The sequence below is a fragment of the Stenotrophomonas sp. SMYL8 genome, assembly GCF_036320065.1.
In the GTDB taxonomy this organism is placed as follows: domain Bacteria; phylum Pseudomonadota; class Gammaproteobacteria; order Xanthomonadales; family Xanthomonadaceae; genus Stenotrophomonas; species Stenotrophomonas maltophilia_A.
This window is the reverse complement of record NZ_JAWIRR010000003.1, coordinates 38,953-64,267: the sequence shown is the minus strand read 5'-3', so window position 1 is coordinate 64,267 and position 25,315 is coordinate 38,953. Positions and strand designations below refer to the sequence as shown.

Sequence of the window (25,315 nt, the reverse complement as noted above, 5' to 3'; positions counted from 1 at the left end):
GAGGCCGCCAGTGGCCAGATTGGGTCAAGCGGGCAGGGGTGTGCGCACGTCGTCGTCAGCCAGCAGGCCGTATACCGCCGAATCGGACAGTTCGCCCTGGATGCGCCAGCGCTGCCGCAGCACGCCCTCCAGGTGGAAGCCCAGCCGTTCAAGCACGTGTGCCGAGGGCCGGTTGCGCGGGTCGACTTCGGCTTCCACGCGATGCAGGCGCAGAGTCTGGAACAGGTAGTCCAGCAGATGCTGCAGCGCTTCGTGCATGTAGCCCTGGCCTTGCCTGTCGGGGGCCAGAAGGTAGCCGATCTCGGCACGAGCGGCATCGCGATCCAGGGCGAACACCACGCAGATGCCCAGCAACGGGCCGTCCAGCGTTTCGCGCACGGCCAGCTTGAGCTGGGTGCCGGTGGCCTGTGCCGCCAGGTCATCGTCGATCTGCGCGCGCGCTTCGGCCGGTCGTGTCCACGCCGGGTGGTTCCAGAACCGCATCACGTCCGGATCGGACTGGATCGCGAACAGGGCGGCCGCATCGTCGCGGCGGATCGGGCTCAGGACCAGGCGCGCGCTGTGCAGCGGCAGGCCCGGGAACAGCAGCGAGTGGCTGGCCAATACGATGGTCCACACAGATGGACGCGCATTATGGCGCCGCCGGGTTTGCCGATGGGGGCGTAATGCCAAGGGCACAAGAACCGGCATTACCGGGCGTTGGGGCCAGAGCCGTTTCCCTGCAGGAAACGGATCCGGCCCCGCGTCGGGTCAGACTTCCAGCGAAGCCAGATCGCCCTTGCTCTCCAGCCAGCCCTTGCGGTCGGAGGCGCGCTTCTTGGCCAGCAGCATGTCCATCAGCGAACGGGTCTGCTCGCCGTCGTCCACGGTCAGCTGCACCAGGCGGCGGGTGTCGGGGTGGATGGTCGATTCACGCAGCTGTGGCGGATTCATCTCGCCCAGGCCCTTGAAGCGGGTGACGTTGATCGCGCCCTTGATCTTCTCGCGTTCGATCTTGTCCAGCATCGAGCGCTTCTCTTCTTCGTCCAGGGCATAGAACACCTGCTTGCCCACATCGATGCGGAACAGCGGTGGCATCGCCACGAACACGTGGCCGGCATCGACCAGCGCCGGGAAGTGCTTGAGGAACAGCGCGGTGAGCAGGGTGGCGATGTGCAGGCCGTCCGAGTCCGCGTCGGCCAGGATGATGACCTTGCCGTAGCGCAGGCCAGCAATGTCGTCCTTGCCGGGGTCGCAGCCGATGGCCACGGCCAGGTTGTGCACTTCTTCCGACGCCAGCACGCTGTTGGAGGACACTTCCCAGGTGTTGAGGATCTTGCCGCGCAGCGGCAGGATCGCCTGGAAGTCCTTGTCACGCGCCTGCTTGGCGCTGCCGCCTGCCGAGTCACCCTCCACCAGGAACAGCTCGGTGCGCGACAGGTCCTGGCTGATGCAGTCGGCCAGCTTGCCGGGCAGGGCCGGGCCCTGGGTGACTTTCTTGCGGACGACCAGCTTTTCGGTCTTCAGGCGCGCGCTGGCGCGCTCGATGGCGATCTGCGCGATTTTCTCGCCCAGCTCCACGTTCTGGTTCAGCAGCAGGCTGAACGCATCGTGGGCGGCGCCTTCGATGAAGCCGGCGGCCTGGCGCGAGGACAGGCGTTCCTTGGTCTGGCCGCTGAACTGCGGGTCGGTCATCTTCAGCGACAGCACGAACGACACGCGGTCCCACACGTCTTCCGGGGCCAGCTTGACGCCACGCGGCAGCAGGTTGCGGAAGTCGCAGAACTCGCGCAGCGCCTCGGTCAGGCCGGTGCGCAGGCCGTTGACGTGGGTGCCGTGCTGGGCAGTGGGGATCAGGTTGACGTAGCTTTCCTGCACCAGCTCGCCTTCCGGGAGCCAGGCCACGGCCCAGTCCACGATCTCGGTGTCTTTCTTCAGGTTGCCGACGAACAGTTCGGCCGGCAGCATCTCGCGATCGCCCAGCTCCAGCTTCAGGTAATCGCGCAGGCCGTCTTCGTAGTACCAGGTATCGACTTCACCGGTGGCCTCGTCGGTCAGCTTCACGGTCAGGCCCGGGCACAGCACGGCCTTGGCGCGCAGCAGGTGCTTGAGCGCGCGCACCGCGAACTTGGGCGTGTCGAAGTACTTCGGGTCCGGCCAGAAGCGCACGCGGGTACCGGTGTTCTTCTTGCCGACGCTGCCGACCACTTCCAGCGGGGTGGCGCGGTCGCCGTTGCGGAAGGTGATGCGGTGTTCGGCGCCTTCGCGCTTGATGTGCACTTCCACCAGGGTCGACAGCGCATTGACCACGCTGACGCCGACGCCGTGCAGGCCGCCGGAGAAGGTGTAGTTGTTGTTGCTGAACTTGCCGCCGGCATGCAGGCGGGTGAGGATCAGCTCGACGCCCGGGATCTTCTCTTCCGGATGGATGTCCACCGGCATGCCGCGGCCGTCATCGCTGACCTCCACGCTGCCGTCCTTGTACAGGGTGATCTCGATCGAGCGGGCGTGGCCAGCGAGGGCCTCGTCCACCGAGTTGTCGATCACTTCCTGCGCCAGGTGGTTCGGGCGCGCGGTGTCGGTATACATGCCGGGACGGCGCTTGACCGGGTCAAGGCCGGACAGGACTTCAATATCGGCGGCGTTATAACGGGCGTTCATCTGTCTTCGAAAGCTTGGAGCGACGGGCAAGTGTGGGGTCTGGCACGGGATTTTGCACGCCTGCGGTTCAGTCTCGGCGACGCAGAGGGGGTAAAATGGCAGCTGCTGGAATCTGAACGCCGGCGACCCCCGTTGGGTCGAAACGTCCAAGCCATACCGCGAGGAGGACCTCATGAAGAAGTTGCTGACCATTGCGATCCTGGCCGCTGCCGCCGTTGCAGTGCCGCTGGTGGTGGCGCAGAACGCCGGCCAGCCGGCCCCGCAGCAGGGTGACCAGGCCGACAAGGCGCAGGCCGAAGCCGATGCCAAGGCCAAGCGTCGGGCCCAGGCCAATGCCGAAATGAAGGCGCAGGGCCAGCCGGCCCCGCAGCAGGAAGAGGAAGAGGAAGCGCGCAAGAAGCGCTGATCCCGCCCCCTGCCAGGCGCCCTTGCGACAAGGGTTGCGCTCCGGAACGCCCCGCTTTGCGGGGCGTTTCTTTTTAGTGGCGTGCCATCTGCCTCTTGGGTTGGCGGCCATCAATCTGTAAACTATGGCTTTCCGGGAGTAAGTGCGTGTCCACCATTTGCGAATGGGCTGGAGCGGCCAAGCGTGGCTTCCAGCATGGCGGGTCGCAGGTGACGGTCGATTTGACCGGCACGGTCGCCCCGACCTCGCACGGTGGTCCCCGTCCGGCGCCTGCCGTCGCACGGATCCGCACCTCCCTCGCTGCCACAGCGAACCGGAAAACCCCCTCTGAGCACCATGCCTGCCCTCCGGGCGCGCGTGGTGCTGCCGTTTTCCATTTCCAGACAGGATGCTTGCAGCCATGACTCCCTTGATTTTCGTAACCGGCGGCGTGGTGTCCTCGCTCGGCAAAGGCATTGCCGCCGCGTCGCTGGCCGCCATTCTCGAAGCCCGTGGCCTGAAGGTCACGATGATGAAGCTCGACCCGTACATCAACGTCGACCCGGGCACCATGAGCCCGTTCCAGCACGGTGAGGTCTACGTCACCGACGACGGCGCCGAGACCGACCTCGACCTGGGCCACTACGAGCGCTTCGTGCGCACCCGCCTGAGCCGCAAGAACTCGGTCACCACCGGTCGTATCTACGAGAACGTGATCCGCAAGGAACGCCGCGGCGATTACCTGGGCGCGACCGTGCAGGTCATTCCGCACATCACCGATGAAATCCGCCGCTGCATCGACGAAGCCACCGAAGGCTACGACGTGGCGCTGGTGGAGATCGGCGGTACCGTCGGCGACATCGAGTCGCTGCCGTTCCTGGAGGCGATCCGCCAGGTGCGCACCGAGCGTGGCCCGGAGAAGGCACTGTTCATGCACCTCACCCTGGTGCCGTACATCGGCGCCGCCGGTGAGCTGAAGACCAAGCCGACCCAGCACTCGGTGAAGGAACTGCGCTCGATCGGCATCCAGCCGGACGTGCTGCTGTGCCGTTCGGAACAGGCCGTGCCGGATTCGGAGCGCCGCAAGATCGCCCAGTTCACCAACGTTTCCGAGCGCGCGGTGATCAGCGTGCCGGACGTGGATGTCCTGTACCGCATTCCGTCGGGCCTGCATGCGCAGGGCCTGGACGAGATCGTGGTCAACCAGCTGAAGCTGGCCGACAAGGCCGGCCCGGTCGATCTGTCGATGTGGGAAGACGCGGTCGATGCGACCCTGCACCCGCTGGACGAAGTGACCATCGCCGTGGTCGGCAAGTACGTCGACCACCAGGACGCCTACAAGTCGGTCGGCGAAGCACTCAAGCACGGCGGCCTGCGCCAGCGCACCAAGGTCAACCTGAAGTGGCTGGAAGCACAGGACCTGGAAGGCACCGACATGGCCGCACTGGCCGATGTTGACGGCATCCTGGTGCCGGGTGGCTTCGGTGACCGTGGTTTCGAAGGCAAGGTGCTGACCTCGAAGTTCGCCCGCGAGCAGCACGTGCCGTACTTCGGCATCTGCTACGGCATGCAGGCGGCCGTCGTCGATTACGCCCGCAACGTGGTCGGCCTGGAAGGTGCCAACAGCACCGAGAACGACCGCCAGTCGCCGAACCCGGTGATCGGCCTGATCACCGAATGGCGTACGGCAACCGGCGACGTCGAAAAGCGTGATGACAAGAGCGACCTCGGTGGCACCATGCGCCTGGGCCTGCAGGAACAGCGCCTGAAGCCGGGCACGCTGGCCCGTGAGCTGTACGGCAAGGACGTGGTTGCCGAGCGCCACCGCCACCGCTACGAGTTCAACAACCGCTACCGCACCCAGCTGGAGGATGCAGGCCTGGTGATCGCCGGCAAGTCGATGGATGACACCCTGGTGGAAGTGGTGGAGCTGCCGCGCGATGCGCACCCGTGGTTCCTGGCCTGCCAGGCGCACCCGGAATTCCTGTCCACGCCGCGTGACGGCCACCCGCTGTTCATCGGTTTCATCCGTGCCGCACGCGAGCGCAAGGCCGGCGGCAAGCTGCTGCAGGAAGCCCGCGCCTGACTTGTGATGGGGGCCGCCGGCCCCCATCTTGCACGCTTCAACCCCCAGCGCACCGGCCCGGCCGGTGCCGCGGACAACAAGGAAACGCCATGAAACTGTGTGGATTCGAGGTCGGGCTGGACCAGCCCCTGTTCCTGATCGCCGGCCCCTGCGTGATCGAGTCGATGCAGCTGCAGCTCGATACCGCCGGCAAGTTGAAGGAAGTCACCGACAAGCTCGGCGTCAACTTCATCTTCAAGTCCAGCTTCGACAAGGCCAACCGCACTTCGGGCACCGCATTCCGCGGCCCGGGCATGGAAGAGGGCCTGAAGGTCCTGGCCGAGGTCAAGAAGCAGATCGGCGTGCCGGTGCTGACCGACGTCCACGAATACACCCCGATGGATGAAGTGGCCTCGGTGGTGGACGTGCTGCAGACCCCGGCGTTCCTGGTCCGCCAGACCGACTTCATCCGCAAGGTGTGCTCGGCCGGCAAGCCGGTCAACATCAAGAAGGGCCAGTTCCTGGCGCCGTGGGACATGAAGCCGGTCGTGGAAAAGGCCAAGGCCACCGGCAACGAGCAGATCATGGTCTGCGAACGCGGTGCCAGCTTCGGCTACAACAACCTGGTCAGTGACATGCGTTCGCTGGCGGTGATGCGCGATACCGGTTGCCCGGTGGTGTTCGACGCCACCCATTCGGTGCAGCTGCCGGGTGGGCAGGGCACCAGTTCCGGTGGCCAGCGTGAGCACGTGCCGGTGCTGGCCCGCGCCGCCGTGGCGGTGGGCATCTCCGGCCTGTTCGCCGAAACCCATCCGGACCCGTCCAAGGCGCTGTCCGATGGCCCCAATGCATGGCCGCTGGACCAGATGGAAGCGCTGCTCGAGACCCTGATGGAACTCGATGCGGTGACCAAGAAGCACGGCTTTTCGCGCTTCGCGTGAGTCGTGACCCGTGGCTGGCGCTGGAAACCCAGCGTCACCGCCGGCACTGGAAACAGTGGCCCTGGGGCGTGATCGCACTGGGTCTGGCCGTGCTGTTCACCGTGGGCATGTTCGGGCTGGTACTGATCGGCGCTGCGTCGGTGCGGCCCCCCGGTGATGGCAGCAGTGCGCTCGATCTGCGGGCGTACTTCATTGCGCTGCTGGTGGCGGAGCTGCTCGGTGCGGTGGGATGCGTTGCTGCCGCTGTGCTGGCCTGGCGGCTGAATCGCGGCAAGGTCACGGCTGGCCTGGCGATCATCCTGCTCTCGCTGTGGCTGGGCGCCCTGTTCTACGGATTGCTCTGATGAATACGACCACATCGGCGCGTGGCTGGCCCTGGGGCCTGATCGCCCTGGGGCTGTCCGTGTTGACCTGGATCGCCCTGGTGGTGGGCGTGCTGGCCTTCACGTCCGGTTTCCGGCCGCCGGGGGATGGAAACAACGGCGTGCAGGCCACGCAGTGGTGGCTGCTGGGCGCGCTGGTCACGATGGTGCTGTCCTTCCTGGGCAGTCCGGTGGCGATGGTGCTGGCCTGGCGACGGCGGCGTGGCCCCATCCTGGCAGCGATTGCCGGTGCATTGCTGGTGATGCTGGTGTCGATGATCCTGATCGTGATCGGGTCCAGTTGGGGCTGAAGCCGCCCACGCCATTTGGCAAGTGGCGGGCAGCCGGGGATAATCACGCGGCATTCGTTTTGTCGCCCCCTCTCCATACAGGTAACCGGCCCGACCATGAGTACGATCCGCAGCATCCACGCCCGTGAAATCCTCGACAGCCGTGGCAACCCCACGCTGGAAGCCGAAGTCATCCTGGAGGACGGTTCGTTCGGTCGTGCCGCGGTTCCCTCCGGCGCCTCGACCGGCACCAAGGAAGCGGTCGAGCTGCGTGACGGCGACAAGACCCGTTACCTGGGCAAGGGCGTGCGCAAGGCTGTCGACAACGTCAACACCACCATCGCCAATGCGCTGAAGGGCTTCGAAGCCACCGACCAGGCCGGCCTCGACCGTCGCCTGATCGACCTCGACGGCACCGAGAACAAGGGTCGCCTGGGCGCCAACGCGCTGCTGGGTGTTTCGATGGCCGCCGCGCACGCCGCCGCTGCATCGAACAAGCAGGCGCTGTGGCAGTACCTTGCCGCCAAGACCGGCGTGACCCCGTCGCTGCCGGTGCCGATGATGAACATCATCAACGGCGGCGCGCACGCCGACAACAACGTCGACTTCCAGGAGTTCATGGTGCTGCCGGTCGGCTTCACCTCGTTCTCCGAAGCGCTGCGCGCGGGCACCGAAATCTTCCATTCGCTGAAGTCGGTGCTGAAGGGCCACGGCCTGAGCACGGCGGTCGGCGACGAAGGCGGCTTCGCACCGGACTTCCGCAGCAACGTCGAGGCGCTCGACACCATCCTCGAAGCGATCGGCAAGGCTGGCTACACCGCCGGTGAAGACGTGCTGCTGGGCCTGGACGTCGCCTCCAGCGAATTCTTCGAAAACGGCAAGTACAACCTGGTCGGCGAGAACAAGCGCCTGACCTCCGAGCAGTTCGTCGACTTCCTCGCCGACTGGGCCGCGCAGTACCCGATCATCACGATTGAAGATGGCCTGGCCGAGAACGACTGGGCCGGCTGGAAGCTGCTGACCGACCGCATCGGCAAGAAGGTGCAGCTGGTTGGCGACGACCTGTTCGTGACCAACCCGAAGATCTTCCAGGAAGGCATCGACTCGGGCACCGCCAACGCGATCCTGATCAAGGTCAACCAGATCGGCACCCTGAGCGAAACCCTGGAAGCGATCGCGATGGCCGACCGCGCCGGCTATGCCGCCGTGGTCTCGCACCGTTCGGGCGAAACCGAAGACACCACCATTGCCGATATCTCGGTGGCCACCACCGCCACCCAGATCAAGACCGGTTCGCTGTGCCGCAGCGATCGCGTGGCCAAGTACAACCAGCTGCTGCGCATCGAGGAAGCCCTCGGCGCCGGCGCGCGTTACGCCGGTCGTGACGCGTTCGTTTCGCTGAAGCGCTGAGCCGATGCGCGACTGGCGCTGGATGCTGCTGGTGCTGGCCCTGCTGCTGGGCTGGCTGCAGTACCGCTTCTGGTTCGGTCCGGGCAACTCGGGTGAAGTGATGATGCTCGAAGCCCAGGTCGCCAACCAGGAGCGGGACAATGAGGGGCTGCAGCAGCGCAACGACGCGCTCGCTGCCGAAGTGAAGGACCTCAAGGAAGGCCAGTCCGCCATCGAGGAACGCGCGCGCAGCGAGCTGGGTATGATCAAGCCTGGCGAGAAGTTCTACCGTGTGGTCGAGGATGCGCCGGTCCACCCGGCGCAGCCTGCTGCCGGCGTCACTGCCCAGGCGGGCGAACACCCGGCAGACGTGCCATGAGCGCGGCGATCTGGGTCGTGGTTCCGGCCGCCGGCCGTGGCACCCGCTTCGGTGCGCCGCTGCCCAAGCAGTACCTGCAGGCGGGCGGGCAGATCCTGCTCGCCCACACGCTGGACGCGCTGCTGGCGCACCCCGCCGTGGCCGGAGCGATGGTGGTGATCGGCCAGGACGATGCCGACTGGCCGGGCTGGAATGAGTGGTCGGGCAAGCCGGTGCTGACCTGCATCGGCGGCGCGACCCGTGCCGCCTCGGTGCTGGCCGGGTTGCAGGCGCTGCCGGACACCGTGCGTGCCGACGAATTCGTGCTGGTTCACGATGCTGCACGGCCGAACCTGTCGTTGGCCGATCTCGGTCGTCTGCTTGAAGTCGGTCGTGCTGACCCGGTCGGGGCGATCCTGGCTGCGCCGGTGCGCGACACCCTCAAGCGCGCTGGCGACGACGGCGGCATCGATGGCACCGAGCCACGCGAGCGCCTGTGGCGCGCACTGACGCCGCAGCTGTTCCGCCGCCACCAGCTCAGCCGCGCGCTGTCTGACGCTGCGGCCGCCGGTGTTGACGTCACCGACGAGGCCATGGCCATGGAGCGCCAGGGCCAGCGCCCGCTGCTGGTGGAAGGCAGCGAGGACAACTTCAAGGTCACCACTCCGGCCGATCTGGATCGGTTCGAATTCGTACTTTCCCGCCGCGCCGGCTGACCGTCCGCGCGGCCCTGTTGCAAGGGTTGCATCCATGAGCACCGCACCGTTCCCGCCCGTCCGCATCGGCCAGGGCTACGACGTCCATGCCTTCGGTGAAGGCGACCACATCATGCTTGGCGGCGTGAACGTGCCGCACAGCTGCGGCGTGCTCGCACACAGCGATGGCGACGTGATCCTGCACGCCCTGTGCGATGCGATGCTCGGCGCGTTGGCGCTGGGCGATATCGGCCAGCATTTCCCGCCGAGTGACGACCGCTGGAAGGGCGCCGACAGCAGTGATTTCGTTCGCCATTGCGACAGCCTGCTGCGCGAGCGTGGCTGGCGCGTCGGCAACACCGACATCACCGTGATCTGCGAGCGGCCGAAGGTCGGTCCGCATGCGCTGGCGATGCGTGAGCGCATCGGTGGGTTGCTGCAGTTGCCGCTGGATGCGGTCAGCGTCAAGGCCACAACGTCTGAGAAGCTGGGCTTCACCGGCCGTGGCGAAGGCATCGCCGCACAGGCGGTGGTACTGCTGGTGGCGGCATGATCCCGCTGCCGTTGGCGTTTGGTGCACCGTTGCTGACGGCGCGCATCCGCACCACACCGGACGATTTCCAGGTTGACGAACTGCCGGCCTTCGAGGCGACCGGTGAAGGCGAGCACCTGCTGCTGCATATCCGCAAGCGTGGAGCCAACACCGTGCATGTGGCCAAGCTGCTGGCCAAGTGGGCGGGCCTGCCGGAAATGGCGGTGAGCTATGCCGGGATGAAAGACCGCCACGCGGTCACCACCCAGCGTTTCAGCGTGCACCTGCCCAAGCGCATCGCGCCGGACCTGGCCGAGCTGGCCAGTGACGAGATCGAAGTGCTCGAAGCCACCTGGCACAACCGCAAGCTGCAGCGCGGTGCACTGGCCGGCAACCGCTTCAAGCTGGTACTGCGCGAGGTGCAGGGTGATGCCACGGCGATCAGCGAGCGCCTGCAGCAGATTGCCGAGCGCGGCCTGCCGAACTGGTTCGGCGAACAGCGCTTTGGCCGCGACGGCGGCAATGTGCCGGCGGCACTGGCGATGTTCGGTGGCCGCCGCATGCGCAAGGACCAGCGTTCACTGCTGTTGTCAGCCGCCCGTTCGGCGCTGTTCAACCGCGTGCTGGCCGCGCGCGTGGAGCAGGGCAACTGGGATCAGCCGCTCGATGGCGAAGTGTGGATGCTCGATGGCAGCCGCAGCGTGTTCGGCCCCGAGCCGTATACCGACGTGCTGGCCGAGCGCCTGGCGCGCTTCGACATCCACCCCAGTGCTCCGCTGTGGGGCGAAGGCGAGCTGCGCAGCGCCGACGCGGCACGTGAGCTGGAGCTGGCCGCGCTGGACGACGACGAGTCAAAGGCACTGCGGGCCGGCCTGGAAGACGCACGGCTGAAGCAGGAGCGCCGCGCATTGCGCCTGCGCCCGGCGCTGCTGCAGCACCAGTGGCTGGCCGACGACGTGCTGGAGCTGTCATTCGCGCTGCCGCCAGGCTGCTACGCCACCGCCGTACTGCACGAGCTCGGCCCGGTCGAAGACGCCTCGCAGGCCTGACAGAAAAAGGGGACGGAGGGAATTAAGTCGTTTGTGCCACAAACGACTTAATTCCCTCCGTCCCCTTTTTCATCTACGGGCCAGCAGCACCAGCACCGCGCCGGTGCCGCCTTGTCCGGTCGGCGCCGAATGGAACGCCAGTACGTCGTTGCGCAGCCGCAGCAGGCGATCGACCAGATTCTTCAGTACCGGTGCACCGCCATCGGACTGCAGGCCCTTGCCGTGGATGATGCGCACGCAGCCATAGTCGTGTGCATGCGCTTCCAGCAGGAACTGGCGCAGCAGCGCCTCCGCCTGCGACGCAGTGGCGCCGTGCAGGTCCAGCTCGTCCTGCACCGAGTACTGGCCACGCTTGAGGCGCTGGAACAAGCGTGGTGGCAGGTTGCCGCGGCGATAGCTGGCCACGTCGCCGGCTTCCAGCGGCGTGCTGTCGCGCAGCAGCCGGGCGAATTCGCCGGCGGCTTCGGCCTCGTCACGTTCGGCCATGCGCGCGCGCGGCTTCGGCCGGGGCGCGGCAGGCGCCGGCTCGGCATCCTTGCGCAGCGGCGTCACTTCGCCGATGGCCGCACGGAACAATGCGGCCGGATCTTCGTCTTCAGGGTGCGACATGCGCACAGGGTAAACCGCCGGCGCATCTCTGCCTATGACGGTTCGATGTCGGTCATGACCGCCGACAGGGTAGGACCGGCGGCTCGCATGCGGCACAATAGACGATGCCCTTGCAGGGTCGACGGCTTCCGCAGGGGAGTACGACGGTCCCGCCCACACTGCACGGTGACGGAATCGAATTCTTGGAAAATCAAGCGGTTAAATCGAAGATGCGAATCCTGGTCAGTAACGACGATGGCGTCGACGCCGCAGGCATCCGGATGCTTGCCTCGGTGCTGCGCGAGGCCGGCCACGAAGTGACGGTGGTCGCCCCCGACCGTGACCGCTCCGGTGCCAGCAACTCTCTGACCCTGGACCTGCCGATCCGCCTCAAGCGCATCGACCATTACACCGTTTCGGTGGCCGGTACCCCGACCGACTGCGTGCATCTGGCGCTGACCGGGCTGCTCGAGTTCGAGCCTGACATTGTCGTGTCCGGCATCAACAATGCCGCCAATCTCGGTGATGACGTGATCTACTCCGGCACCGTCTCGGCGGCGATGGAAGGTCGCTTCCTCGGGCTGCCGGCGGTGGCGGTCTCGCTGGTTACCCGCAACCACGATCCGAAACATTTCGAGACCGCCGCGCGCGCTGCGGTGGAGATCGTTGCCCGGCTCAAGGCCGATCCGTTGCCGGCTGACACCATCCTCAACGTCAACGTGCCTGATCTGCCGTGGAGCGAGGTCAAGGGCTTCGAGGTCACCCGCCTCGGCAACCGCCATCGCGCCGAAGGCTGCATCGCGCAGAAAGACCCGCGCGGCAACGAGGTGTACTGGATCGGCCCGGCCGGCCGTGAGCAGGACTCCGGCCCCGGTACCGACTTCCATGCGGTGCGCACCGGGCATATCTCGATCACCCCGATCCAGGTGGACCTGACCCGCTACCAGGCACTGGAGAAAGTGGCCAGCTGGGTCGGCGGCCTCAGTGCCGCGCTGGACCAGCCGGCATGAGTCCACGCCTGCGCCTGCAACCGGAAGCCGTCGGTATCGGCATGACCTCGCAGCGTGTGCGTGACCGCCTGGTCGACCGCCTGCGCGAAGCCGGCATCGTTGACGAGCCGACCTTGAATGCGATCCGGGTGGTGCCGCGCCATCTGTTCATCGACGAGGCACTGGCCTCGCGTGCGTATGAAGACACCGCGCTGCCGATCGGCCACGGCCAGACCATCTCGCAGCCCTGGGTGGTCGCGCGGATGACCGAGGCCGTTCTCCAGGTGGCGCCGAAACGGGTGCTGGAAGTCGGCACCGGTTCCGGTTACCAGGCCGCCATCCTCGGTGCGCTGGGCCTGGAGGTCTACACCGTGGAGCGCATCGGTGATCTGCTGCGGCAGGCCCGCAAGCGCTTCCGTGCGCTGGGCATGAACATCCGCACCAAGCATGACGACGGTCGCGTCGGCTGGGCCGAGCACGGTCCGTTCGATGCCATCGTGGTCACTGCGGCGGCGCCGGCACTGGTCGACGCCCTGATCGAGCAACTGGCCGAGGGCGGCCGCCTGGTGGCGCCGGTCGGTGGCCCCGGGGCGCAGTCGCTGGTACAGCTGGACCGCAAGGCCGACGGCAGCATCGAACAACACGTGCTGGCGCCGGTCACGTTCGTGCCGCTGCTGTCTGGCATGCTCGACTAATCCACGGAGCAGGGTTGCATGAAGATTTTCGGGCCGCTGTACGAGCGGGCGATGAAGTGGGCGGCGCACGAACGCGCGCCGACCTACCTGACGGTGTTGAGCTTCTTCGAGGCGATCATCTTCCCGGTGATGCCGGAGGTGATGCTGGCGCCGATGTGCGTGGCCCAGCCCAAGCGCGGTTGGTGGTTCGCCACCCTGAGCCTGGCCGGCTCGATGGTCGGCGCACTGGTTGGCTACGCGCTGGGTCATTACGCCTTCGAGGCGATCAAGCCGCTGTTCGAGGCGCTGGGTATGCTGCCGGCCATCGAGCAGGGCATCACCACCGTGCAGGCGAAGATGGCCGAGTCGCCGTGGGCAGTGTTCACCTTCCTGGTGCTGGGCGGATTCATGCCCATCCCGATGAAGGTCTTCACGTGGGCATCGGGTATCGTCGGTGTACCGATGCCGCAGTACCTGTTGAGCATGCTGATCGGTCGTGGCAAGCGCGTGTTCGTGCTGGCTGCGGTCATCCGTATCGGTGGTGCGCGTGCTGAAGCGGCACTGCGTCGCTGGATTGAACCGCTGGGCTGGATCGCCACCGCGCTGGTGGTGGTGCTGATCGCCTGGCTTGTATGGAGGTCGAAGTTCGCATGAGTCCTGATCGTCTGAGCAAGGGAGTGCGCATCGGCGCGCTGGCGTTGCTGGTTTCCACCCTGGCCGCCTGCGGCACCGCCACCGTGGTTCGTCCTGGTGGTGGCAGCACCGGTGGCGGTGTGACCACGCCGAAGACCTCGGTACCCAAGCCGGGGCAGACCGTGGTGGTGCGCAAGGGCGACACCATCTATGCGCTGGCCCGCATCCATGACATCACCCCGGCCGACCTGATTGCCTGGAACAGCCTGGACAACCCCTCGACGATCTATCCGGGGCAGGTGATCCGGCTGTATCCGGCCGGTGCCAGCGGCGGCCGCGCGCCCACCACGGTGGTCACCCCGCCGCGTTCCGGTGGCAGCAGTGGCGGCAGCACCACGCCGGCCCCGGCGCCGGTCGGTCCGGTGAAGAGCAACATCGCCTGGCGCTGGCCGGCTGATGGCGCCATCGTTGGCCGTTACGTGGCTGGTGATGCGACCAAGCAGGGCGTCGACATCGCCGGCACCAGCGGCCAGGCGGTCAAGGCCACCGCCAATGGCGTGGTGGTGTATTCCGGCGCCGGCCTGGTCGGCTACGGCGAGCTGATCATCATCAAGCACAGCGACCAGTGGCTGTCGGCCTATGGCCACAACCGCAAGCGCCTGGTGAATGAAGGCCAGAGCGTGAAGGCCGGTGAGCAGATCGCCGAAATGGGCCGTACTGGTGCGAACCGCGACATGGTCCACTTCGAGATTCGCTACAACGGCAAGCCGGTCGACCCGCAGCAGTACCTGCCGGCACGCTGATCGTCAGATGCGATAGCGCCGGGCCATGCCCGGCGTTCCTGGCCCGTAGAGGCGAGCCATGCTCGACCCGGGTACCGCAGAGTGGTCATTTGCGATCTTGTGTGTCGCAGGCTCACCTTCACGGCGGACGGGATACCCGGCATTCTTGAGCGGTCCCAGTCAATCCGGTGCCCCATGCTCCGTCCTGCTTCCACTCTCGCGTTGCTCATCGTCGCGCCGCTGGCCTCCGCAGCCAGCGATCCGCGCGACGTGGTCACCCGTCTTTACGCGGCCGTCCAGGCGCCGGCTTCGGACGAAGCGACCATTCCGCCGTTGCTGGGCGATGCGCTGCGCTCAGCCATCGATGCGCAGCGCGCTTACGAGCGGGCCTGTGCGGTGCTGGCCGCGCATGACGAGAAGCCGCACATGCTGGACCAGAGCCCGTATCTCATGGCGCCGGATCGGCCGGAAACGGTAAAGGTGGGGCTGCCCGCGACGAGCGGCGATGGCAGTTGGGTGCCCGTCGAAATGGCGATAGGCGACTATCGCTGGACCGACCGTGTCCTGCTGCAAAGGCAGGGTCAGGACTGGAAGGTCATGGACATCCGCTGGGGCCAGGGCGGCAACCTGATCGGGCGGCTGAAGCAGTTCTCGGCCTTCCGCTGCACCGCTTCTGGCGGCTAGCGCCGGGGCGCGCCCGACGCCTCGACCTCAGCCTTCCAGAATGAAAGCGGCCGCGACCTTGCGGCCTTCGCCCGCCAGGATGTTGAAGGTGCGCGCGGCGGCCGGATTGTTCATCACTTCCAGGCCGATGCCGCGTGACAGGCAGGCAGCCATCACCACTGCCGGCGGGAATACCTGGCGGTCACCCGTGCCGAGCACGATCAGCGCCGGATTCAGCGCCAGGATCGGCTCCAGGTCAGCCACCTGCAGCGCAGTGGCGCTCACCACCGGCCATTGCGAGACCAGCTGGTCCGGGGTCAGGAAGAAACTGCTGCCCAGCGCCTGGTCATTCACCTTGGCCGAGCGGCCATCGGCGGCACGGAGGCTATAGGCGTAATCCGGCGGTTCGTGGTTCAGCTGCATGGCAGTAGGGCGATCAGCCGCGCGGCAGCACGATCTGGCGCTGTTCCTTGCTCGGGCGGTACAGCACGGCGACGTGGCCGATGCGCTGCACCAGCGCGCTTTCGGTGGCTTCGACGATCTCGCCGATCATCACGTCACGGGCGTCGCGGTCTTCAGCAGCGACCTTCACCTTGACCAGCTCGTGGCGCTCCAGCACTTCGTTCAGCTCAGCGATGAAGGCCGGGGTCACACCCTTGCCGCCGGTCTGCAGCAGGGCCTTCAGGTCGTGGGCTTGGCCGCGCAGGAAACGGGTCTGGGAGGCGGTCAGGGCGATGGACATGCAGGAAAACACGGTTGAATGGGGCGATCAGGGTATCATGAGGACCCCATCAGCCCCTATTTTCAATGGCTACCCGCAGCAAAAGCAGCCAGCGCTGGCTCAAGGAACACTTCTCCGACCCCTTCGTGAAGAAGGCCCAGGCCGAAGGCATGCGCTCGCGCGCCGCCTACAAGCTCGAAGAGCTGCTGGAACGTGACCGGTTGCTGAAGCCGCACATGGTGGTGGTCGACCTCGGCGCGGCTCCGGGCGGCTGGTCTCAGCAGGTTAGGAGACAGATCGGCGATACCGGCCGCGTGCTGGCACTGGATATCCTGGACATGCCGCCGCTGGCCGGCGTGGAGTTCCTTCATGGTGACTTCAGGGAAGAAGCCGTTCTATCGCAGTTTGAAGCCATGCTCGGGGATCAGCCGGTAGACCTTGTGCTGTCGGACATGGCCCCCAATAAGAGTGGTGTAGGCGCGGTCGACCAGCCGCGGATGATGCACCTGGCGGAGCTGGCCCTGGATTTTGCCGACAACCACCTGAAGACCGGTGGGGCGTTCCTGATCAAGCTGTTCCAGGGTGAGGGCTTTGACGACTACGTGCGCGACATGCGCCGCCGGTACGACAAGGTCTCCATCCGCAAGCCGGAAGCGTCGCGCAAGCGCTCTCCCGAGGTGTATGCCTTGGGTCAGGGAAAACGCGCCCACATGAAGTAAGCTCGCAACGTACGCAAGTTCGACCCCAACGCAACGCCAGCACTGAGAGGAACACCGGAGCCAATGAGGATGAACGACTTGACCAAGAACCTCCTGCTATGGGTGGTCGTCGCCGTCGTGCTGATGGTGGTCTTCCAGAGCTTCTCGCCGAAGTCCTCCGGGGCCGGCGCGCAGGGCGCGTCTTACTCGCAATTCCTGGACCAGGTGGACAGCGGCAACGTGCAGAAGGTCGCCTTTGGCGGCGACATGCGTGGCGGCACCAGCCAGCTGACCTACACCACCCGCGGTGGTCAGTCCTCCACCATCACCGCGCCGTTCGATCGTGACCTGATCAACGTGCTGCGTACCAAGAACGTGGAGATCGTGCAGGAGGAGCCGTCCAGCGGCATTTCCCTCGGCGCGATCCTGATGAATTTCCTGCCGGTCATCCTGATCATCGGCTTCTGGTTGTTCATCATGCGCCAGATGCAGGGCGGTGGCGGCGGTGCCAAGGGCGCGATGTCCTTCGGCAAGTCGCGCGCCAAGCTGCAGGGCGAAGACCAGATCAAGGTCACCTTCGCCGACGTCGCCGGCTGCGACGAGGCCAAGGAAGAAGTGGGCGAACTGGTCGACTTCCTGCGCGACCCGTCCAAGTTCACCAAGCTGGGCGGCAAGATTCCGCGCGGCGTGCTGATGGTCGGCCCCCCGGGTACCGGCAAGACGCTGCTGGCCAAGGCCATCGCCGGCGAAGCCAAGGTGCCGTTCTTCTCGATCTCCGGTTCGGACTTCGTGGAAATGTTCGTCGGCGTCGGCGCCAGCCGCGTGCGTGACATGTTCGAGCAGGCCAAGAAGCACGCGCCGTGCATCATCTTCATCGACGAAATCGACGCCGTCGGCCGCCACCGTGGCGCCGGCCTGGGCGGCGGTCACGACGAGCGCGAGCAGACCCTGAACCAGCTGCTGGTCGAGATGGACGGTTTTGAAGGCGGCGAAGGCGTGATCGTGATCGCTGCGACCAACCGTCCGGACGTGCTGGACCCGGCGCTGCTGCGCCCGGGCCGTTTCGACCGCCAGGTCGTGGTCGGCCTGCCGGACGTGAAGGGCCGCGAGCACATCCTCAAGGTCCACATGCGCAAGCTGCCGCTGGCTGACGACGTCGAGCCGATGGTGATCGCGCGTGGTACCCCGGGCTTCTCCGGTGCGGACCTGGCCAACCTCTGCAACGAGGCGGCCCTGTTCGCCGCGCGTGGCAACGAGAAGGAAGTCCGCATGGACCACTTCGACCGTGCCCGCGACAAGATCCTGATGGGTGCCGAGCGCCGCTCGATGGCCATGAGCGAGGACGAGAAGACCCTGACCGCGTACCACGAGGCCGGCCACGCCATCGTCGGCCGCCTGGTGCCCGAGCACGACCCGGTCTACAAGGTGACCATCATTCCGCGCGGCCGCGCGCTGGGTGTGACCATGTACCTGCCGGAAGGCGACAAGTACTCGATGAACCGCGTGGCGATCCAGTCGCAGCTGTGCTCGCTGTACGGTGGCCGCGTCGCTGAAGAGCTGATCTTCGGCGAGGACAAGGTCACCACCGGTGCCTCCAACGATATCGAGCGTGCCACCAAGATGGCCCGCAACATGGTCACCAAGTGGGGCCTGTCCGAGCAGCTCGGCCCGATCGCCTATGGCGAAGAGGATGACGAGGTGTTCCTGGGCCGTTCGGTGACCCAGCACAAGAGCGTGTCCAACGACACGGCGCGCCGGATCGACGAGGAAGTGCGCAACATCCTCGACAAGGCCTACGCCCGCACGACCCAGCTGCTGACCGAGAACATCGACAAGCTGCACGCGATGTCGCAGCTGCTGCTGCAGTACGAGACCATCGACGCGCCGCAGATCGACGCGATCATGGAAGGCCGCGATCCGCCGCCGCCGGCGGGCTGGAGCAAGTCGAACAAGGACGGCGGCAACGACAAGGGCGGCGACGCCCGTCCGCTGCCGCCGATCGCAGGCCCGGCCGAATCGCACTGACGGCCCGCTGCAGGTGACACCAGGCGAGGCCGGGGCAACCCGGCTTCGTCGTTTCCGGGCCACTGGCCCATCCCGAAGATCCGATCTGACGCTGGAGCCCGCATGTCCGCCCCGAAGCCCGAACCGATTTCCCACACTGCCGAAATGGTGATCGCCACCGTGGTCGGCGTGGGTGTGGGCCTGGGGGCCGACAACCTGCTGCTGGGCTGCGTGGTGGGCATCGGAGTCGGCATCGTGCTGAGCATCGCCAGGACCCTGTACGTGGACCGCAAGCGTCGCCGCCGTTGAGGGGGTGTCGGCAGGGCTGCGCCCTGCACCCGTGGTAGTGCCGGCCGCTGGCCGGCAACCTCAACAGCAACAGCAACAGCAACAGCGGGCTTTCCGTAGGATGGCGGCGCGGTGTCGGAGTGCGGGGGCGCTGCAAGTACGTCCCTGTAAGCTTGGCAGCCGCTTGCTCGCGTGCGCATTCCTGCGCACACGGCAAGACCGGGGTTGGGCGTCCTGCCCAACCCGCCCGAGGCATGCCTCGGGCCCATGCGGCTGACACCCCGCACTCCGACACCGCCCCACCTCTGACAGATCTCCGCGGCTGTTGGTAGGTGTCGACCTTGGTCGACACCTCTGTCAGATATCGAATGAGTCATCCACGCATGGCGTGGATCTACTGCAGATCGCAGAAAACTGTCGAAGGCGGGGTGGGTCCGGTTGCGGGGGCGTGAGCGCCATGGATGGCGCGACCGAGCCTCCATGGACGGATTCACGGCGTCCCCCGCAACCGGATCCACCCCGCCATCCCTCAGTAAACCCGCTGTTGCTCCGGCTCTTGCTGTAGCTCTGGCCTCTGCGGGTGCAGGGCGCCGCCCTGCCGAACTAAACTACCCGCCGTTGTCCCTGCAGGATTGCCCATGTTCGATACCTCGCCCCAGCTCGATTGCGCCGGCCGCATCCTGCGCCTCGACCGTGCCCGGGTCATGGGCATCGTCAACGTCACCCCGGACTCGTTCTCCGATGGCGGCGCGCACGACACTACCGAGGCCGCGGTCGCACATGGCCTGAAGCTGGTCGAGGAGGGTGCGGACCTGCTCGATATTGGCGGCGAATCGACCCGCCCGGGCGCCGCGCCGGTATCGATCGAGGACGAGCTGCGCCGCGTGATTCCGGTGATCGAGCAGCTGGCCGCCCGAACCCAGGTTCCGATCAGCATCGACACCTTCAAGCCGGAGGTGATGCGTGCGGCCGTGGCCGTCGGCGCGGGCATGATCAATGACATCTACGGCCTGCGCCAGGAAGGGGCGCTGGACGCCGCCGCTGCAACCGGCGTGCCGGTGGTGCTGATGCACATGCAGGGCGAGCCGGGCCACATGCAGGCTGACCCACACTACGATGACGTGGTCGCCGAGGTGCACGGTTTCCTGGTGCAGCGCCTGTTCGCTGCAGAAATGGCCGGCATCGCGAAGAAGAACCTGCTGATCGATCTCGGTTTCGGCTTCGGCAAGACCACCGCCCACAACATGACCCTGCTGGCGCGCTCCGAGCGCTTCCTGGAACTGGGCGTGCCGATGCTGGCCGGCTTGTCGCGCAAGCGCAGCCTGGGGGAACTGACCGGCCGCGACACGCCGTCCGAACGCGTGGCGGCTTCGGTGGCCGCGCACCTGATTGCGGTGCAGCGTGGTGCGCGCATCGTGCGCGTGCATGACGTGGCGGCCACCGTCGATGCGCTGAAGATCTGGCAAGCAGTCGAGGCGGTGCCGACGCCGCGCGCCGACGCCACGCCGACGATCCGCTGGCCGGACGAAGACTGATGGGCATCGACCGGCGGCCACTGGCGATCGCCGTGATGGGGCCGACCGCCAGTGGCAAGACCGCCACCGCGATCGCCTTGGCGAAGCAGCTGGATGGCGAGATCGTCAGCGTCGATTCGGCGCTGGTGTACCGCCACCTGGATATCGGTTCGGCCAAGCCCGATGCGGCAGAGCGTGCGCAGGCGCCGCACCATCTGCTGGACCTGCGCGATCCCTGGCAGACCTACTCGGCAGCCGAATTCGCCGCCGATGCCGGTCGGGTCGTGACCGACATCGTGGCACGCGGCAAGATGCCGATCCTGGCCGGTGGCACTGGCCTGTACTTCCGCGCCCTGTTGCAGGGCCTGTCGCCGATGCCCGAGGCCGATCCGGCGATGCGCGAAGCGCTCAGCGCCGAGGCGGCCGAGCGTGGCTGGACGGCACTGCACGCAGAGCTGGCCAAGGTCGATCCAGCGGCCGCCGCACGCATTCATGCCACCGACCCGCAACGCATCCAGCGGGCGTTGGAGGTCTATCGCCTGACCGGGACGCCCATCACTGAATGGCAGCGTCGGCCGAGCGTAGCGCCATTGCCGGTGCGCACCCTCAAGCTGATCCTGGCGCCGCGTGACCGCGCGGTGCTGCACCAGCGCATCGAGGCGCGCTTCGACGCCATGCTGGCGCAGGGCTTCCTCGACGAGGTGCGGGCGTTGCGCGCGATGCCGGAAATGGCTGCCGTGGAGGCGCCGCTGGACCTGCCGGCAGTGCGCGCGGTCGGCTATCGGCAGGCCTGGGAATACCTGGACGGGGAGGGCGATGCCGCCCGCTTCCGTGACAAGGCGATCTTCGCCACCCGCCAGCTGGCCAAGCGCCAGCTGACCTGGCTGCGTGGCGAGCTTGATGCGCGCTGGTTCGACCCCCATATCGACCACGAGCGCCTGGCCGGCGCGGTGTCGACCTTCGTCGCACGCTGAACCCCCGCCAGCCGTGTAACATCATCGGTCGGCGGGCGGCTCGGGGGCCGTGGCAACCGTCGGCAACCCAATAAGAACAATAATCAGGAGTGTGCAATGTCCAAGGGGCAATCGCTGCAGGATCCTTTCTTGAATGCACTGCGGCGCGAACGCGTGCCGGTTTCGGTGTACCTGGTGAACGGCATCAAGCTGCAGGGCACGATCGAGTCGTTCGACCAGTTCGTGGTCCTGCTACGCAACACGGTCAGTCAGATGGTCTACAAGCACGCCATTTCCACGGTCGTTCCGGCACGTAACGTGAAGGTCGGTCCGGGCGGTGGTTACGTGCAGTCGGGTGAAGGTGGTCAGGCAGGTGATGAAGCAGACGAGTAAGACCGGAGCGGTGAATGTTTGATCGCTCGAAAAAGGGCGAACACGCCCTGCTGATCCAGCCCCATTTCGGCAAGCTGGAAGACGATGTGCTTGAAGAGTTCGGTGATCTGGCCCGCTCGGCTGGGGCCAGCATCGCTGCGACGATCACCGCGCGCCTGGACCGTCCGAATCCGTCGACCCTGATCGGCAGCGGCAAGCTGGACGAGATCAAGGCTGCGGCCGATGCCAGCGGTGCCGACCTCATCCTGGTCAACCATGCATTGAGCCCGGGCCAGGAGCGCAACCTGGAACGGTTCCTGGAGCGCCGGGTGATCGACCGTACCGGCCTGATCCTGGATATCTTCGCCCAGCGTGCGCACAGCCACGAGGGCAAGCTGCAGGTCGAGCTGGCGCAGCTGCGGCATCTGGCCACGCGGCTGGTGCGCGGCTGGACCCACCTGGAGCGCCAGCGCGGCGGTTCGATCGGCCTGCGCGGCCCGGGTGAAACCCAGCTGGAAACCGACCGCCGCCTGCTGCAGAAGCGGGTCGAGCAGCTGCAGAAGCGCCTGGAAAAGGTCGAGGTGCAGCGCACCCAGATGCGCCGTGCGCGCGTGCGCAGCGAGCTGCCGCGTGTCGCCCTGGTGGGCTACACCAACGCTGGCAAATCGACCCTATTCAACGCCATGACCGGCGCTGAGGCCTACGCCGCCGACCAGCTGTTCGCAACGCTGGATCCGACCGTGCGCCGCATTGCGGTGCCCGGTGGCAACGTGGTGCTGGCCGACACCGTCGGCTTCGTCCGCGATCTGCCGCATGACCTGGTCGCTGCGTTCCGCTCGACCCTGTCCGAGGCGCGCGAGGCCGATTTCCTGCTGCATGTGGTCGACGCTGCCGATCCGCACCGCGAGGAGCGCATCGCCCAGGTGGACGAGGTGCTGACCGCGGTCGGTGCCGGTGACCTGCCGCAGCTGCTGGTGTTCAACAAGATCGACCGCATCGAAGGTGCTGACGTCCGCCACGATGGCCAGGACGGTATCCCGGATGAGTCGCGCCGGGAGCGGGTGTGGATTTCCGCGCGTGACGGGCAGGGCCTTGAGCTGCTGCAGGCAGTGCTGGGCAAGCGCCTGGGCCTGCAGCATGTCACCGGCGAACTGCGCCTGCCGCCGGATGCCGGCCGCCTGCGTGCGCGCCTGCACCAGCTGGAAGTGATCCGCAGCGAGCAGGCCGACGAAGACGGCTGGCTGCTGCAGGTCGACCTGCCGATTGCCGAAGCCGAAAAACTGGCAGCCAGTGCCGACGGCGCGCCGATCCGGGCGCTGCTGCCGGAGAAATTGCCGGAGTGGTGAGGTAGCGGCCCATGCCCGGTAGTGCCGGCCGCTGGCCGGCAGCGCAACCGTGCCGGAGGGGCGCGACATCCAGCTGTCATCTGCGGTACAACGTGCAGGTTCTTCACCCCACCGTCATGCCGATGTCCATTCCCACCGACGCTGAACTCAATGCCCAGTCCGCCGCGCTCGGGCAGCGCCTGCAGCAGGCTTCGCTGCAGCTGGTGACCGCTGAAAGCTGCAGTGGTGGCTGGATCGCCAAGTGCATGACCGATATCGCCGGTTCCTCGGCGTTCTTCGACTGCGGCATGGTGGTCTACAGCTACGAGGCCAAGCAGCGCCTGTTGGGCGTGCGTGCGCAGACCCTGGAGCAGTTCGGTGCGGTCAGCCGCGAAACCGTGCTGGAAATGGTGTCCGGCGCGCTGGTCAATTCCGGTGCCGGCATCGCGGTGGCGGTGACCGGCATCGCCGGTCCTGGTGGCGGCAGCCCGGACAAACCGGTCGGAAGCGTCTGGATTGGCTGGAAGCGCCGCGGCGGCTATGCCCGTGCCGAGCTGTTCCAGTTCGATGGCGACCGCGAAGCCATCCGCCGGCAAACCGTGGCGGCGGCATTGCGCGGTATCGACGCCCAGCTGTGACATGCTGCTCCGGTAATCGTCCGGAGCACGCATGATGTGGGAAACGCTGGGCACGGTCCGTGACCTGGGCCGACTGCAGGAGATCGCCGTCGTCCTGATCCGCTATGGCTTCGGCGATGTGGTGCGGCGCATCGGCCTGGCCAGCACGCTGGAGCGGGCAGGGCGCCTGCTGCACTGGAACGAGGAGCGGCAGGAACTGCTGCGGATGACCGCGCCGGTGCGCGTGCGCAGCGCGATGCAGGATCTCGGCCCGACCTTCGTCAAGCTCGGCCAGGTGCTGGCGACGCGCGTCGACCTGCTGCCGCCGGAATGGATCGCCGAGCTCTCTGAACTGCAGAACGCAGTACCGGCGCTGCCGTACGCGGATATCCGTGAGCAGCTCGAGGCCGATCTTGGCGCATCGCCTTCAGAAGTGTTCGCCTTCCTCGATGAAACCCCGATGGCCGCCGCTTCGCTGGCGCAGGCCCACCGCGCGCGCCTGCATGACGGTCGCGAGGTGGTGCTGAAGGTGCGGCGCCCGGGTATCCGCGATGTGGTCGAGGCCGACCTGCGTCTGCTGGCCCGCCTCGCCGAGATCGTTGAAGCGCGACTGCCGGACCTGCGTCGTTACCGCCCGGCCGAAGTCGTGCAGCAGTTCACCGTGTCGCTGCGCCGCGAGCTGGATTTCGCTGCCGAATGCCGCAATGCCGAGCGCATCGCGCGCAACTTCAGCGGCCGTGACGACATACTGATTCCGAAGGTGCACTGGCAGTGGACCTGCGAGAGCCTGAACGTGCAGGACTTCGTCGACGGCATTCCTGGCCGAGACCTGGCCGGCGTCGATGCGGCGGGCCTGGACCGGCGCGAGCTGGCACGGCGTGGCGCCGGCATTGTGCTGAAGATGGTGCTGGAGGACGGCAGCTTCCACGCCGATCCGCACCCGGGCAACATCATCTACCTGCGTGATGGCCGCATCGGCGTGATTGATTTCGGCATGGTCGGCGCCTTGTCGGAAGTGCGGCGTTTCCAGGTGGCGCAGCTGCTGCACGGGCTGGTCGAGCAGGACCCGCAGGGCGTGGCCGACGTGCTGCTGGACTGGGCGGGTGGCGTGGAAGTGGACGAGAACCGGCTGCAGCACGACATCAGCCAGTTCGTCGACCAGTACCGTGGCGTGCCGCTGAAGGACCTGCGCATCGGTCTGATGCTGGGCGACATCACCCAGCTGCTGCGCAGCTACAGCCTGACCCTGCCGGCCGACCTGGCGCTGATGATCAAGGCGTTCCTGACGCTGGAAGGGATGGGGCGGCAGCTGGACCCGGATTTCGACATGGCCAGCGCCGCGCGCCCGTTCCTGGAACGGGTGGTACTGCAGCGCTATGCGCCCAAGGCCCTGCTCAAGCGCGGCCGCCGCAGCCTGCTGGGCCTGGTCGACTTCGCCGGCGAACTGCCCCGCGACCTGCGCAAGCTGGTCCAGGCTGCGCGCCGGGGACGCCTGCAGCTGAAGGTGGAAACCACGGCGCTGCAGGGCTTCGGCGAGCAGGTCAACCGCGCGGCGAACCGGCTGGTGATGGGCATCGTCACTGCCGCCCTGATCATCGGCTCATCAATCGTGATGCACAGTGTAGGTGGCGTCTCCAGCCGCTGGCTGCTGGCGCTGGGCGTGTGCGGCTTCATCGGCGCCGGCTTCTGCGGCGTCTGGATCCTGTTTTCGATCTGGAGAAGCGGCAAGCACACATAGTGTGCTTGCCGCAGCGGTTCCCAACGGGAACCGCGGAATCGCCGCGCGAT

The 25,315-nt window shown here is 66.7% G+C and carries 29 protein-coding genes; 24 read left to right on the top strand and 5 right to left on the bottom strand.

The window, feature by feature from the left end; translation table 11 throughout:
• Positions 1-24: 24 nt before the first annotated feature.
• Positions 25-603 carry a GNAT family protein gene (locus V3B25_RS04020; protein ID WP_049421510.1) on the bottom strand — a complete coding sequence of 193 codons (579 nt, stop codon included), beginning with the start codon at positions 601-603 and terminating at the stop codon, positions 25-27.
• 147 nt (positions 604-750) lie between these two features.
• Positions 751-2,640, bottom strand: a complete 1,890-nt coding sequence (parE, locus tag V3B25_RS04015) for a DNA topoisomerase IV subunit B (protein WP_019338185.1) — start codon at positions 2,638-2,640, stop codon at positions 751-753.
• 172 nt (positions 2,641-2,812) lie between these two features.
• On the opposite strand from parE, the gene V3B25_RS04010 reads away from it, so the two are divergent.
• The 10 genes from V3B25_RS04010 (at position 2,813) to truD (ending at position 10,706) form a co-directional block, all read left to right on the top strand.
• Positions 2,813-3,046, top strand: coding sequence for a hypothetical protein (locus tag V3B25_RS04010; RefSeq protein ID WP_005416022.1), 234 nt, complete (start codon positions 2,813-2,815; stop codon positions 3,044-3,046).
• A 400-nt stretch (positions 3,047-3,446) separates the two neighbouring features.
• The gene (locus V3B25_RS04005; RefSeq protein ID WP_014036735.1) at positions 3,447-5,111 is read left to right on the top strand and encodes a CTP synthase; all 1,665 of its coding nucleotides are present in this window, start codon (positions 3,447-3,449) and stop codon (positions 5,109-5,111) included.
• A gap of 89 nt (positions 5,112-5,200) precedes the next feature.
• On the top strand, positions 5,201-6,031 hold the full coding sequence (kdsA, locus tag V3B25_RS04000; protein WP_014036736.1) for a 3-deoxy-8-phosphooctulonate synthase: 831 nt from the start codon (positions 5,201-5,203) through the stop codon (positions 6,029-6,031).
• The gene (locus V3B25_RS03995) at positions 6,028-6,375 is read left to right on the top strand and encodes a hypothetical protein (RefSeq protein WP_032130114.1); all 348 of its coding nucleotides are present in this window, start codon (positions 6,028-6,030) and stop codon (positions 6,373-6,375) included. Before kdsA ends, V3B25_RS03995 begins: the two co-directional genes overlap by 4 nt.
• A complete protein-coding gene (locus tag V3B25_RS03990) occupies positions 6,375-6,704 on the top strand; it encodes a hypothetical protein (protein ID WP_049400376.1) in 330 nt (109 codons plus the stop codon). The genes V3B25_RS03995 and V3B25_RS03990 overlap by 1 nt, the downstream gene beginning before the upstream one ends.
• 96 nt (positions 6,705-6,800) lie before the next feature.
• Positions 6,801-8,093, top strand: coding sequence for a phosphopyruvate hydratase (gene eno, locus V3B25_RS03985; protein ID WP_032130116.1), 1,293 nt, complete (start codon positions 6,801-6,803; stop codon positions 8,091-8,093).
• Positions 8,094-8,097: 4 nt separating this feature from the next.
• Positions 8,098-8,451, top strand: coding sequence for a cell division protein FtsB (ftsB, locus tag V3B25_RS03980; protein WP_032130117.1), 354 nt, complete (start codon positions 8,098-8,100; stop codon positions 8,449-8,451).
• Entirely contained in the window at positions 8,448-9,146 is a 699-nt protein-coding gene (ispD, locus tag V3B25_RS03975) for a 2-C-methyl-D-erythritol 4-phosphate cytidylyltransferase (RefSeq protein WP_049400377.1), read from the top strand. Before ftsB ends, ispD begins: the two co-directional genes overlap by 4 nt.
• A gap of 34 nt (positions 9,147-9,180) precedes the next feature.
• A complete protein-coding gene (ispF, locus tag V3B25_RS03970) occupies positions 9,181-9,678 on the top strand; it encodes a 2-C-methyl-D-erythritol 2,4-cyclodiphosphate synthase (protein WP_005409005.1) in 498 nt (165 codons plus the stop codon).
• Positions 9,675-10,706, top strand: a complete 1,032-nt coding sequence (gene truD, locus V3B25_RS03965; protein WP_049421501.1) for a tRNA pseudouridine(13) synthase TruD — start codon at positions 9,675-9,677, stop codon at positions 10,704-10,706. The genes ispF and truD overlap by 4 nt, the downstream gene beginning before the upstream one ends.
• A gap of 69 nt (positions 10,707-10,775) precedes the next feature.
• Here truD and V3B25_RS03960 read toward each other — a convergent pair whose 3' ends face one another.
• Entirely contained in the window at positions 10,776-11,315 is a 540-nt protein-coding gene (locus V3B25_RS03960; protein ID WP_049421500.1) for a Smr/MutS family protein, read from the bottom strand.
• A gap of 209 nt (positions 11,316-11,524) precedes the next feature.
• Between V3B25_RS03960 and surE the strand changes: the two genes are divergently transcribed.
• The 5 genes from surE to V3B25_RS03935 all read left to right on the top strand — a co-directional run bounded on the left by surE (position 11,525) and on the right by V3B25_RS03935 (position 15,056).
• Positions 11,525-12,304, top strand: coding sequence for a 5'/3'-nucleotidase SurE (gene surE / locus V3B25_RS03955; RefSeq protein ID WP_010485979.1), 780 nt, complete (start codon positions 11,525-11,527; stop codon positions 12,302-12,304).
• A complete protein-coding gene (locus V3B25_RS03950; protein WP_010485977.1) occupies positions 12,301-12,978 on the top strand; it encodes a protein-L-isoaspartate(D-aspartate) O-methyltransferase in 678 nt (225 codons plus the stop codon). Before surE ends, V3B25_RS03950 begins: the two co-directional genes overlap by 4 nt.
• Before the next feature lie 18 nt (positions 12,979-12,996).
• The gene (locus tag V3B25_RS03945; protein WP_014036746.1) at positions 12,997-13,611 is read left to right on the top strand and encodes a YqaA family protein; all 615 of its coding nucleotides are present in this window, start codon (positions 12,997-12,999) and stop codon (positions 13,609-13,611) included.
• Positions 13,608-14,393 carry a peptidoglycan DD-metalloendopeptidase family protein gene (locus V3B25_RS03940; protein WP_032130122.1) on the top strand — a complete coding sequence of 262 codons (786 nt, stop codon included), beginning with the start codon at positions 13,608-13,610 and terminating at the stop codon, positions 14,391-14,393. The genes V3B25_RS03945 and V3B25_RS03940 overlap by 4 nt, the downstream gene beginning before the upstream one ends.
• A 174-nt stretch (positions 14,394-14,567) precedes the next feature.
• Complete coding sequence (locus V3B25_RS03935) at positions 14,568-15,056, top strand: hypothetical protein (protein WP_049421499.1); 489 nt, start codon at positions 14,568-14,570, stop codon at positions 15,054-15,056.
• Positions 15,057-15,083: 27 nt separating this feature from the next.
• Here the strand turns inward: V3B25_RS03935 and V3B25_RS03930 are convergent, their stop codons facing one another.
• Positions 15,084-15,458: an Mth938-like domain-containing protein gene (locus tag V3B25_RS03930; RefSeq protein ID WP_049421498.1), complete on the bottom strand. Its 375-nt coding sequence runs from the start codon at positions 15,456-15,458 to the stop codon at positions 15,084-15,086.
• 13 nt (positions 15,459-15,471) lie between these two features.
• Positions 15,472-15,777, bottom strand: a complete 306-nt coding sequence (gene yhbY, locus V3B25_RS03925) for a ribosome assembly RNA-binding protein YhbY (protein ID WP_004152868.1) — start codon at positions 15,775-15,777, stop codon at positions 15,472-15,474.
• Between the two features lie 65 nt (positions 15,778-15,842).
• Between yhbY and rlmE the strand changes: the two genes are divergently transcribed.
• From rlmE to ubiB, 9 genes are all read left to right on the top strand, one after another.
• Positions 15,843-16,475, top strand: coding sequence for a 23S rRNA (uridine(2552)-2'-O)-methyltransferase RlmE (gene rlmE, locus V3B25_RS03920; protein ID WP_005409014.1), 633 nt, complete (start codon positions 15,843-15,845; stop codon positions 16,473-16,475).
• A 69-nt stretch (positions 16,476-16,544) separates the two neighbouring features.
• The gene (ftsH, locus tag V3B25_RS03915) at positions 16,545-18,479 is read left to right on the top strand and encodes an ATP-dependent zinc metalloprotease FtsH (RefSeq protein WP_005409015.1); all 1,935 of its coding nucleotides are present in this window, start codon (positions 16,545-16,547) and stop codon (positions 18,477-18,479) included.
• Between the two features lie 102 nt (positions 18,480-18,581).
• Complete coding sequence (locus V3B25_RS03910; RefSeq protein WP_021202558.1) at positions 18,582-18,767, top strand: hypothetical protein; 186 nt, start codon at positions 18,582-18,584, stop codon at positions 18,765-18,767.
• Between the two features lie 617 nt (positions 18,768-19,384).
• Positions 19,385-20,281, top strand: a complete 897-nt coding sequence (gene folP / locus V3B25_RS03905) for a dihydropteroate synthase (RefSeq protein ID WP_071229244.1) — start codon at positions 19,385-19,387, stop codon at positions 20,279-20,281.
• Complete coding sequence (miaA, locus tag V3B25_RS03900; protein ID WP_329810141.1) at positions 20,281-21,234, top strand: tRNA (adenosine(37)-N6)-dimethylallyltransferase MiaA; 954 nt, start codon at positions 20,281-20,283, stop codon at positions 21,232-21,234. The genes folP and miaA overlap by 1 nt, the downstream gene beginning before the upstream one ends.
• A gap of 96 nt (positions 21,235-21,330) precedes the next feature.
• Positions 21,331-21,606 (top strand): RNA chaperone Hfq, encoded by a 276-nt coding sequence (gene hfq, locus V3B25_RS03895; protein ID WP_004152891.1) that lies wholly within the window; start codon positions 21,331-21,333, stop codon positions 21,604-21,606.
• Between the two features lie 14 nt (positions 21,607-21,620).
• Positions 21,621-22,931: a ribosome rescue GTPase HflX gene (gene hflX, locus V3B25_RS03890; protein ID WP_032128411.1), complete on the top strand. Its 1,311-nt coding sequence runs from the start codon at positions 21,621-21,623 to the stop codon at positions 22,929-22,931.
• A 122-nt stretch (positions 22,932-23,053) separates the two neighbouring features.
• Positions 23,054-23,548 (top strand): nicotinamide-nucleotide amidohydrolase family protein, encoded by a 495-nt coding sequence (locus V3B25_RS03885; protein ID WP_010484249.1) that lies wholly within the window; start codon positions 23,054-23,056, stop codon positions 23,546-23,548.
• Between the two features lie 34 nt (positions 23,549-23,582).
• On the top strand, positions 23,583-25,265 hold the full coding sequence (gene ubiB, locus V3B25_RS03880; RefSeq protein ID WP_107432346.1) for a 2-polyprenylphenol 6-hydroxylase: 1,683 nt from the start codon (positions 23,583-23,585) through the stop codon (positions 25,263-25,265).
• The last annotated feature ends 50 nt before the right edge of the window (positions 25,266-25,315 follow it).

What these genes read in the sequence shown, in the direction of transcription:
- parE (WP_019338185.1), bottom strand. Translation starts at nt 2,640, where the DNA reads ATGAACGCCCGTTATAACGCCGCCGATATTGAAGTCCTGTCCGGCCTT.
- V3B25_RS04010 (WP_005416022.1), top strand. Translation starts at nt 2,813, where the DNA reads ATGAAGAAGTTGCTGACCATTGCGATCCTGGCCGCTGCCGCCGTTGCA.
- V3B25_RS04005 (WP_014036735.1), top strand. Translation starts at nt 3,447, where the DNA reads ATGACTCCCTTGATTTTCGTAACCGGCGGCGTGGTGTCCTCGCTCGGC.
- kdsA (WP_014036736.1), top strand. Translation starts at nt 5,201, where the DNA reads ATGAAACTGTGTGGATTCGAGGTCGGGCTGGACCAGCCCCTGTTCCTG.
- V3B25_RS03990 (WP_049400376.1), top strand. Translation starts at nt 6,375, where the DNA reads ATGAATACGACCACATCGGCGCGTGGCTGGCCCTGGGGCCTGATCGCC.
- eno (WP_032130116.1), top strand. Translation starts at nt 6,801, where the DNA reads ATGAGTACGATCCGCAGCATCCACGCCCGTGAAATCCTCGACAGCCGT.
- ftsB (WP_032130117.1), top strand. Translation starts at nt 8,098, where the DNA reads ATGCGCGACTGGCGCTGGATGCTGCTGGTGCTGGCCCTGCTGCTGGGC.
- ispD (WP_049400377.1), top strand. Translation starts at nt 8,448, where the DNA reads ATGAGCGCGGCGATCTGGGTCGTGGTTCCGGCCGCCGGCCGTGGCACC.
- ispF (WP_005409005.1), top strand. Translation starts at nt 9,181, where the DNA reads ATGAGCACCGCACCGTTCCCGCCCGTCCGCATCGGCCAGGGCTACGAC.
- truD (WP_049421501.1), top strand. Translation starts at nt 9,675, where the DNA reads ATGATCCCGCTGCCGTTGGCGTTTGGTGCACCGTTGCTGACGGCGCGC.
- V3B25_RS03960 (WP_049421500.1), bottom strand. Translation starts at nt 11,315, where the DNA reads ATGTCGCACCCTGAAGACGAAGATCCGGCCGCATTGTTCCGTGCGGCC.
- surE (WP_010485979.1), top strand. Translation starts at nt 11,525, where the DNA reads ATGCGAATCCTGGTCAGTAACGACGATGGCGTCGACGCCGCAGGCATC.
- V3B25_RS03950 (WP_010485977.1), top strand. Translation starts at nt 12,301, where the DNA reads ATGAGTCCACGCCTGCGCCTGCAACCGGAAGCCGTCGGTATCGGCATG.
- V3B25_RS03945 (WP_014036746.1), top strand. Translation starts at nt 12,997, where the DNA reads ATGAAGATTTTCGGGCCGCTGTACGAGCGGGCGATGAAGTGGGCGGCG.
- V3B25_RS03940 (WP_032130122.1), top strand. Translation starts at nt 13,608, where the DNA reads ATGAGTCCTGATCGTCTGAGCAAGGGAGTGCGCATCGGCGCGCTGGCG.
- V3B25_RS03935 (WP_049421499.1), top strand. Translation starts at nt 14,568, where the DNA reads ATGCTCCGTCCTGCTTCCACTCTCGCGTTGCTCATCGTCGCGCCGCTG.
- V3B25_RS03930 (WP_049421498.1), bottom strand. Translation starts at nt 15,458, where the DNA reads ATGCAGCTGAACCACGAACCGCCGGATTACGCCTATAGCCTCCGTGCC.
- yhbY (WP_004152868.1), bottom strand. Translation starts at nt 15,777, where the DNA reads ATGTCCATCGCCCTGACCGCCTCCCAGACCCGTTTCCTGCGCGGCCAA.
- rlmE (WP_005409014.1), top strand. Translation starts at nt 15,843, where the DNA reads ATGGCTACCCGCAGCAAAAGCAGCCAGCGCTGGCTCAAGGAACACTTC.
- ftsH (WP_005409015.1), top strand. Translation starts at nt 16,545, where the DNA reads ATGAACGACTTGACCAAGAACCTCCTGCTATGGGTGGTCGTCGCCGTC.
- V3B25_RS03910 (WP_021202558.1), top strand. Translation starts at nt 18,582, where the DNA reads ATGTCCGCCCCGAAGCCCGAACCGATTTCCCACACTGCCGAAATGGTG.
- folP (WP_071229244.1), top strand. Translation starts at nt 19,385, where the DNA reads ATGTTCGATACCTCGCCCCAGCTCGATTGCGCCGGCCGCATCCTGCGC.
- miaA (WP_329810141.1), top strand. Translation starts at nt 20,281, where the DNA reads ATGGGCATCGACCGGCGGCCACTGGCGATCGCCGTGATGGGGCCGACC.
- hfq (WP_004152891.1), top strand. Translation starts at nt 21,331, where the DNA reads ATGTCCAAGGGGCAATCGCTGCAGGATCCTTTCTTGAATGCACTGCGG.
- hflX (WP_032128411.1), top strand. Translation starts at nt 21,621, where the DNA reads ATGTTTGATCGCTCGAAAAAGGGCGAACACGCCCTGCTGATCCAGCCC.
- V3B25_RS03885 (WP_010484249.1), top strand. Translation starts at nt 23,054, where the DNA reads ATGTCCATTCCCACCGACGCTGAACTCAATGCCCAGTCCGCCGCGCTC.
- ubiB (WP_107432346.1), top strand. Translation starts at nt 23,583, where the DNA reads ATGTGGGAAACGCTGGGCACGGTCCGTGACCTGGGCCGACTGCAGGAG.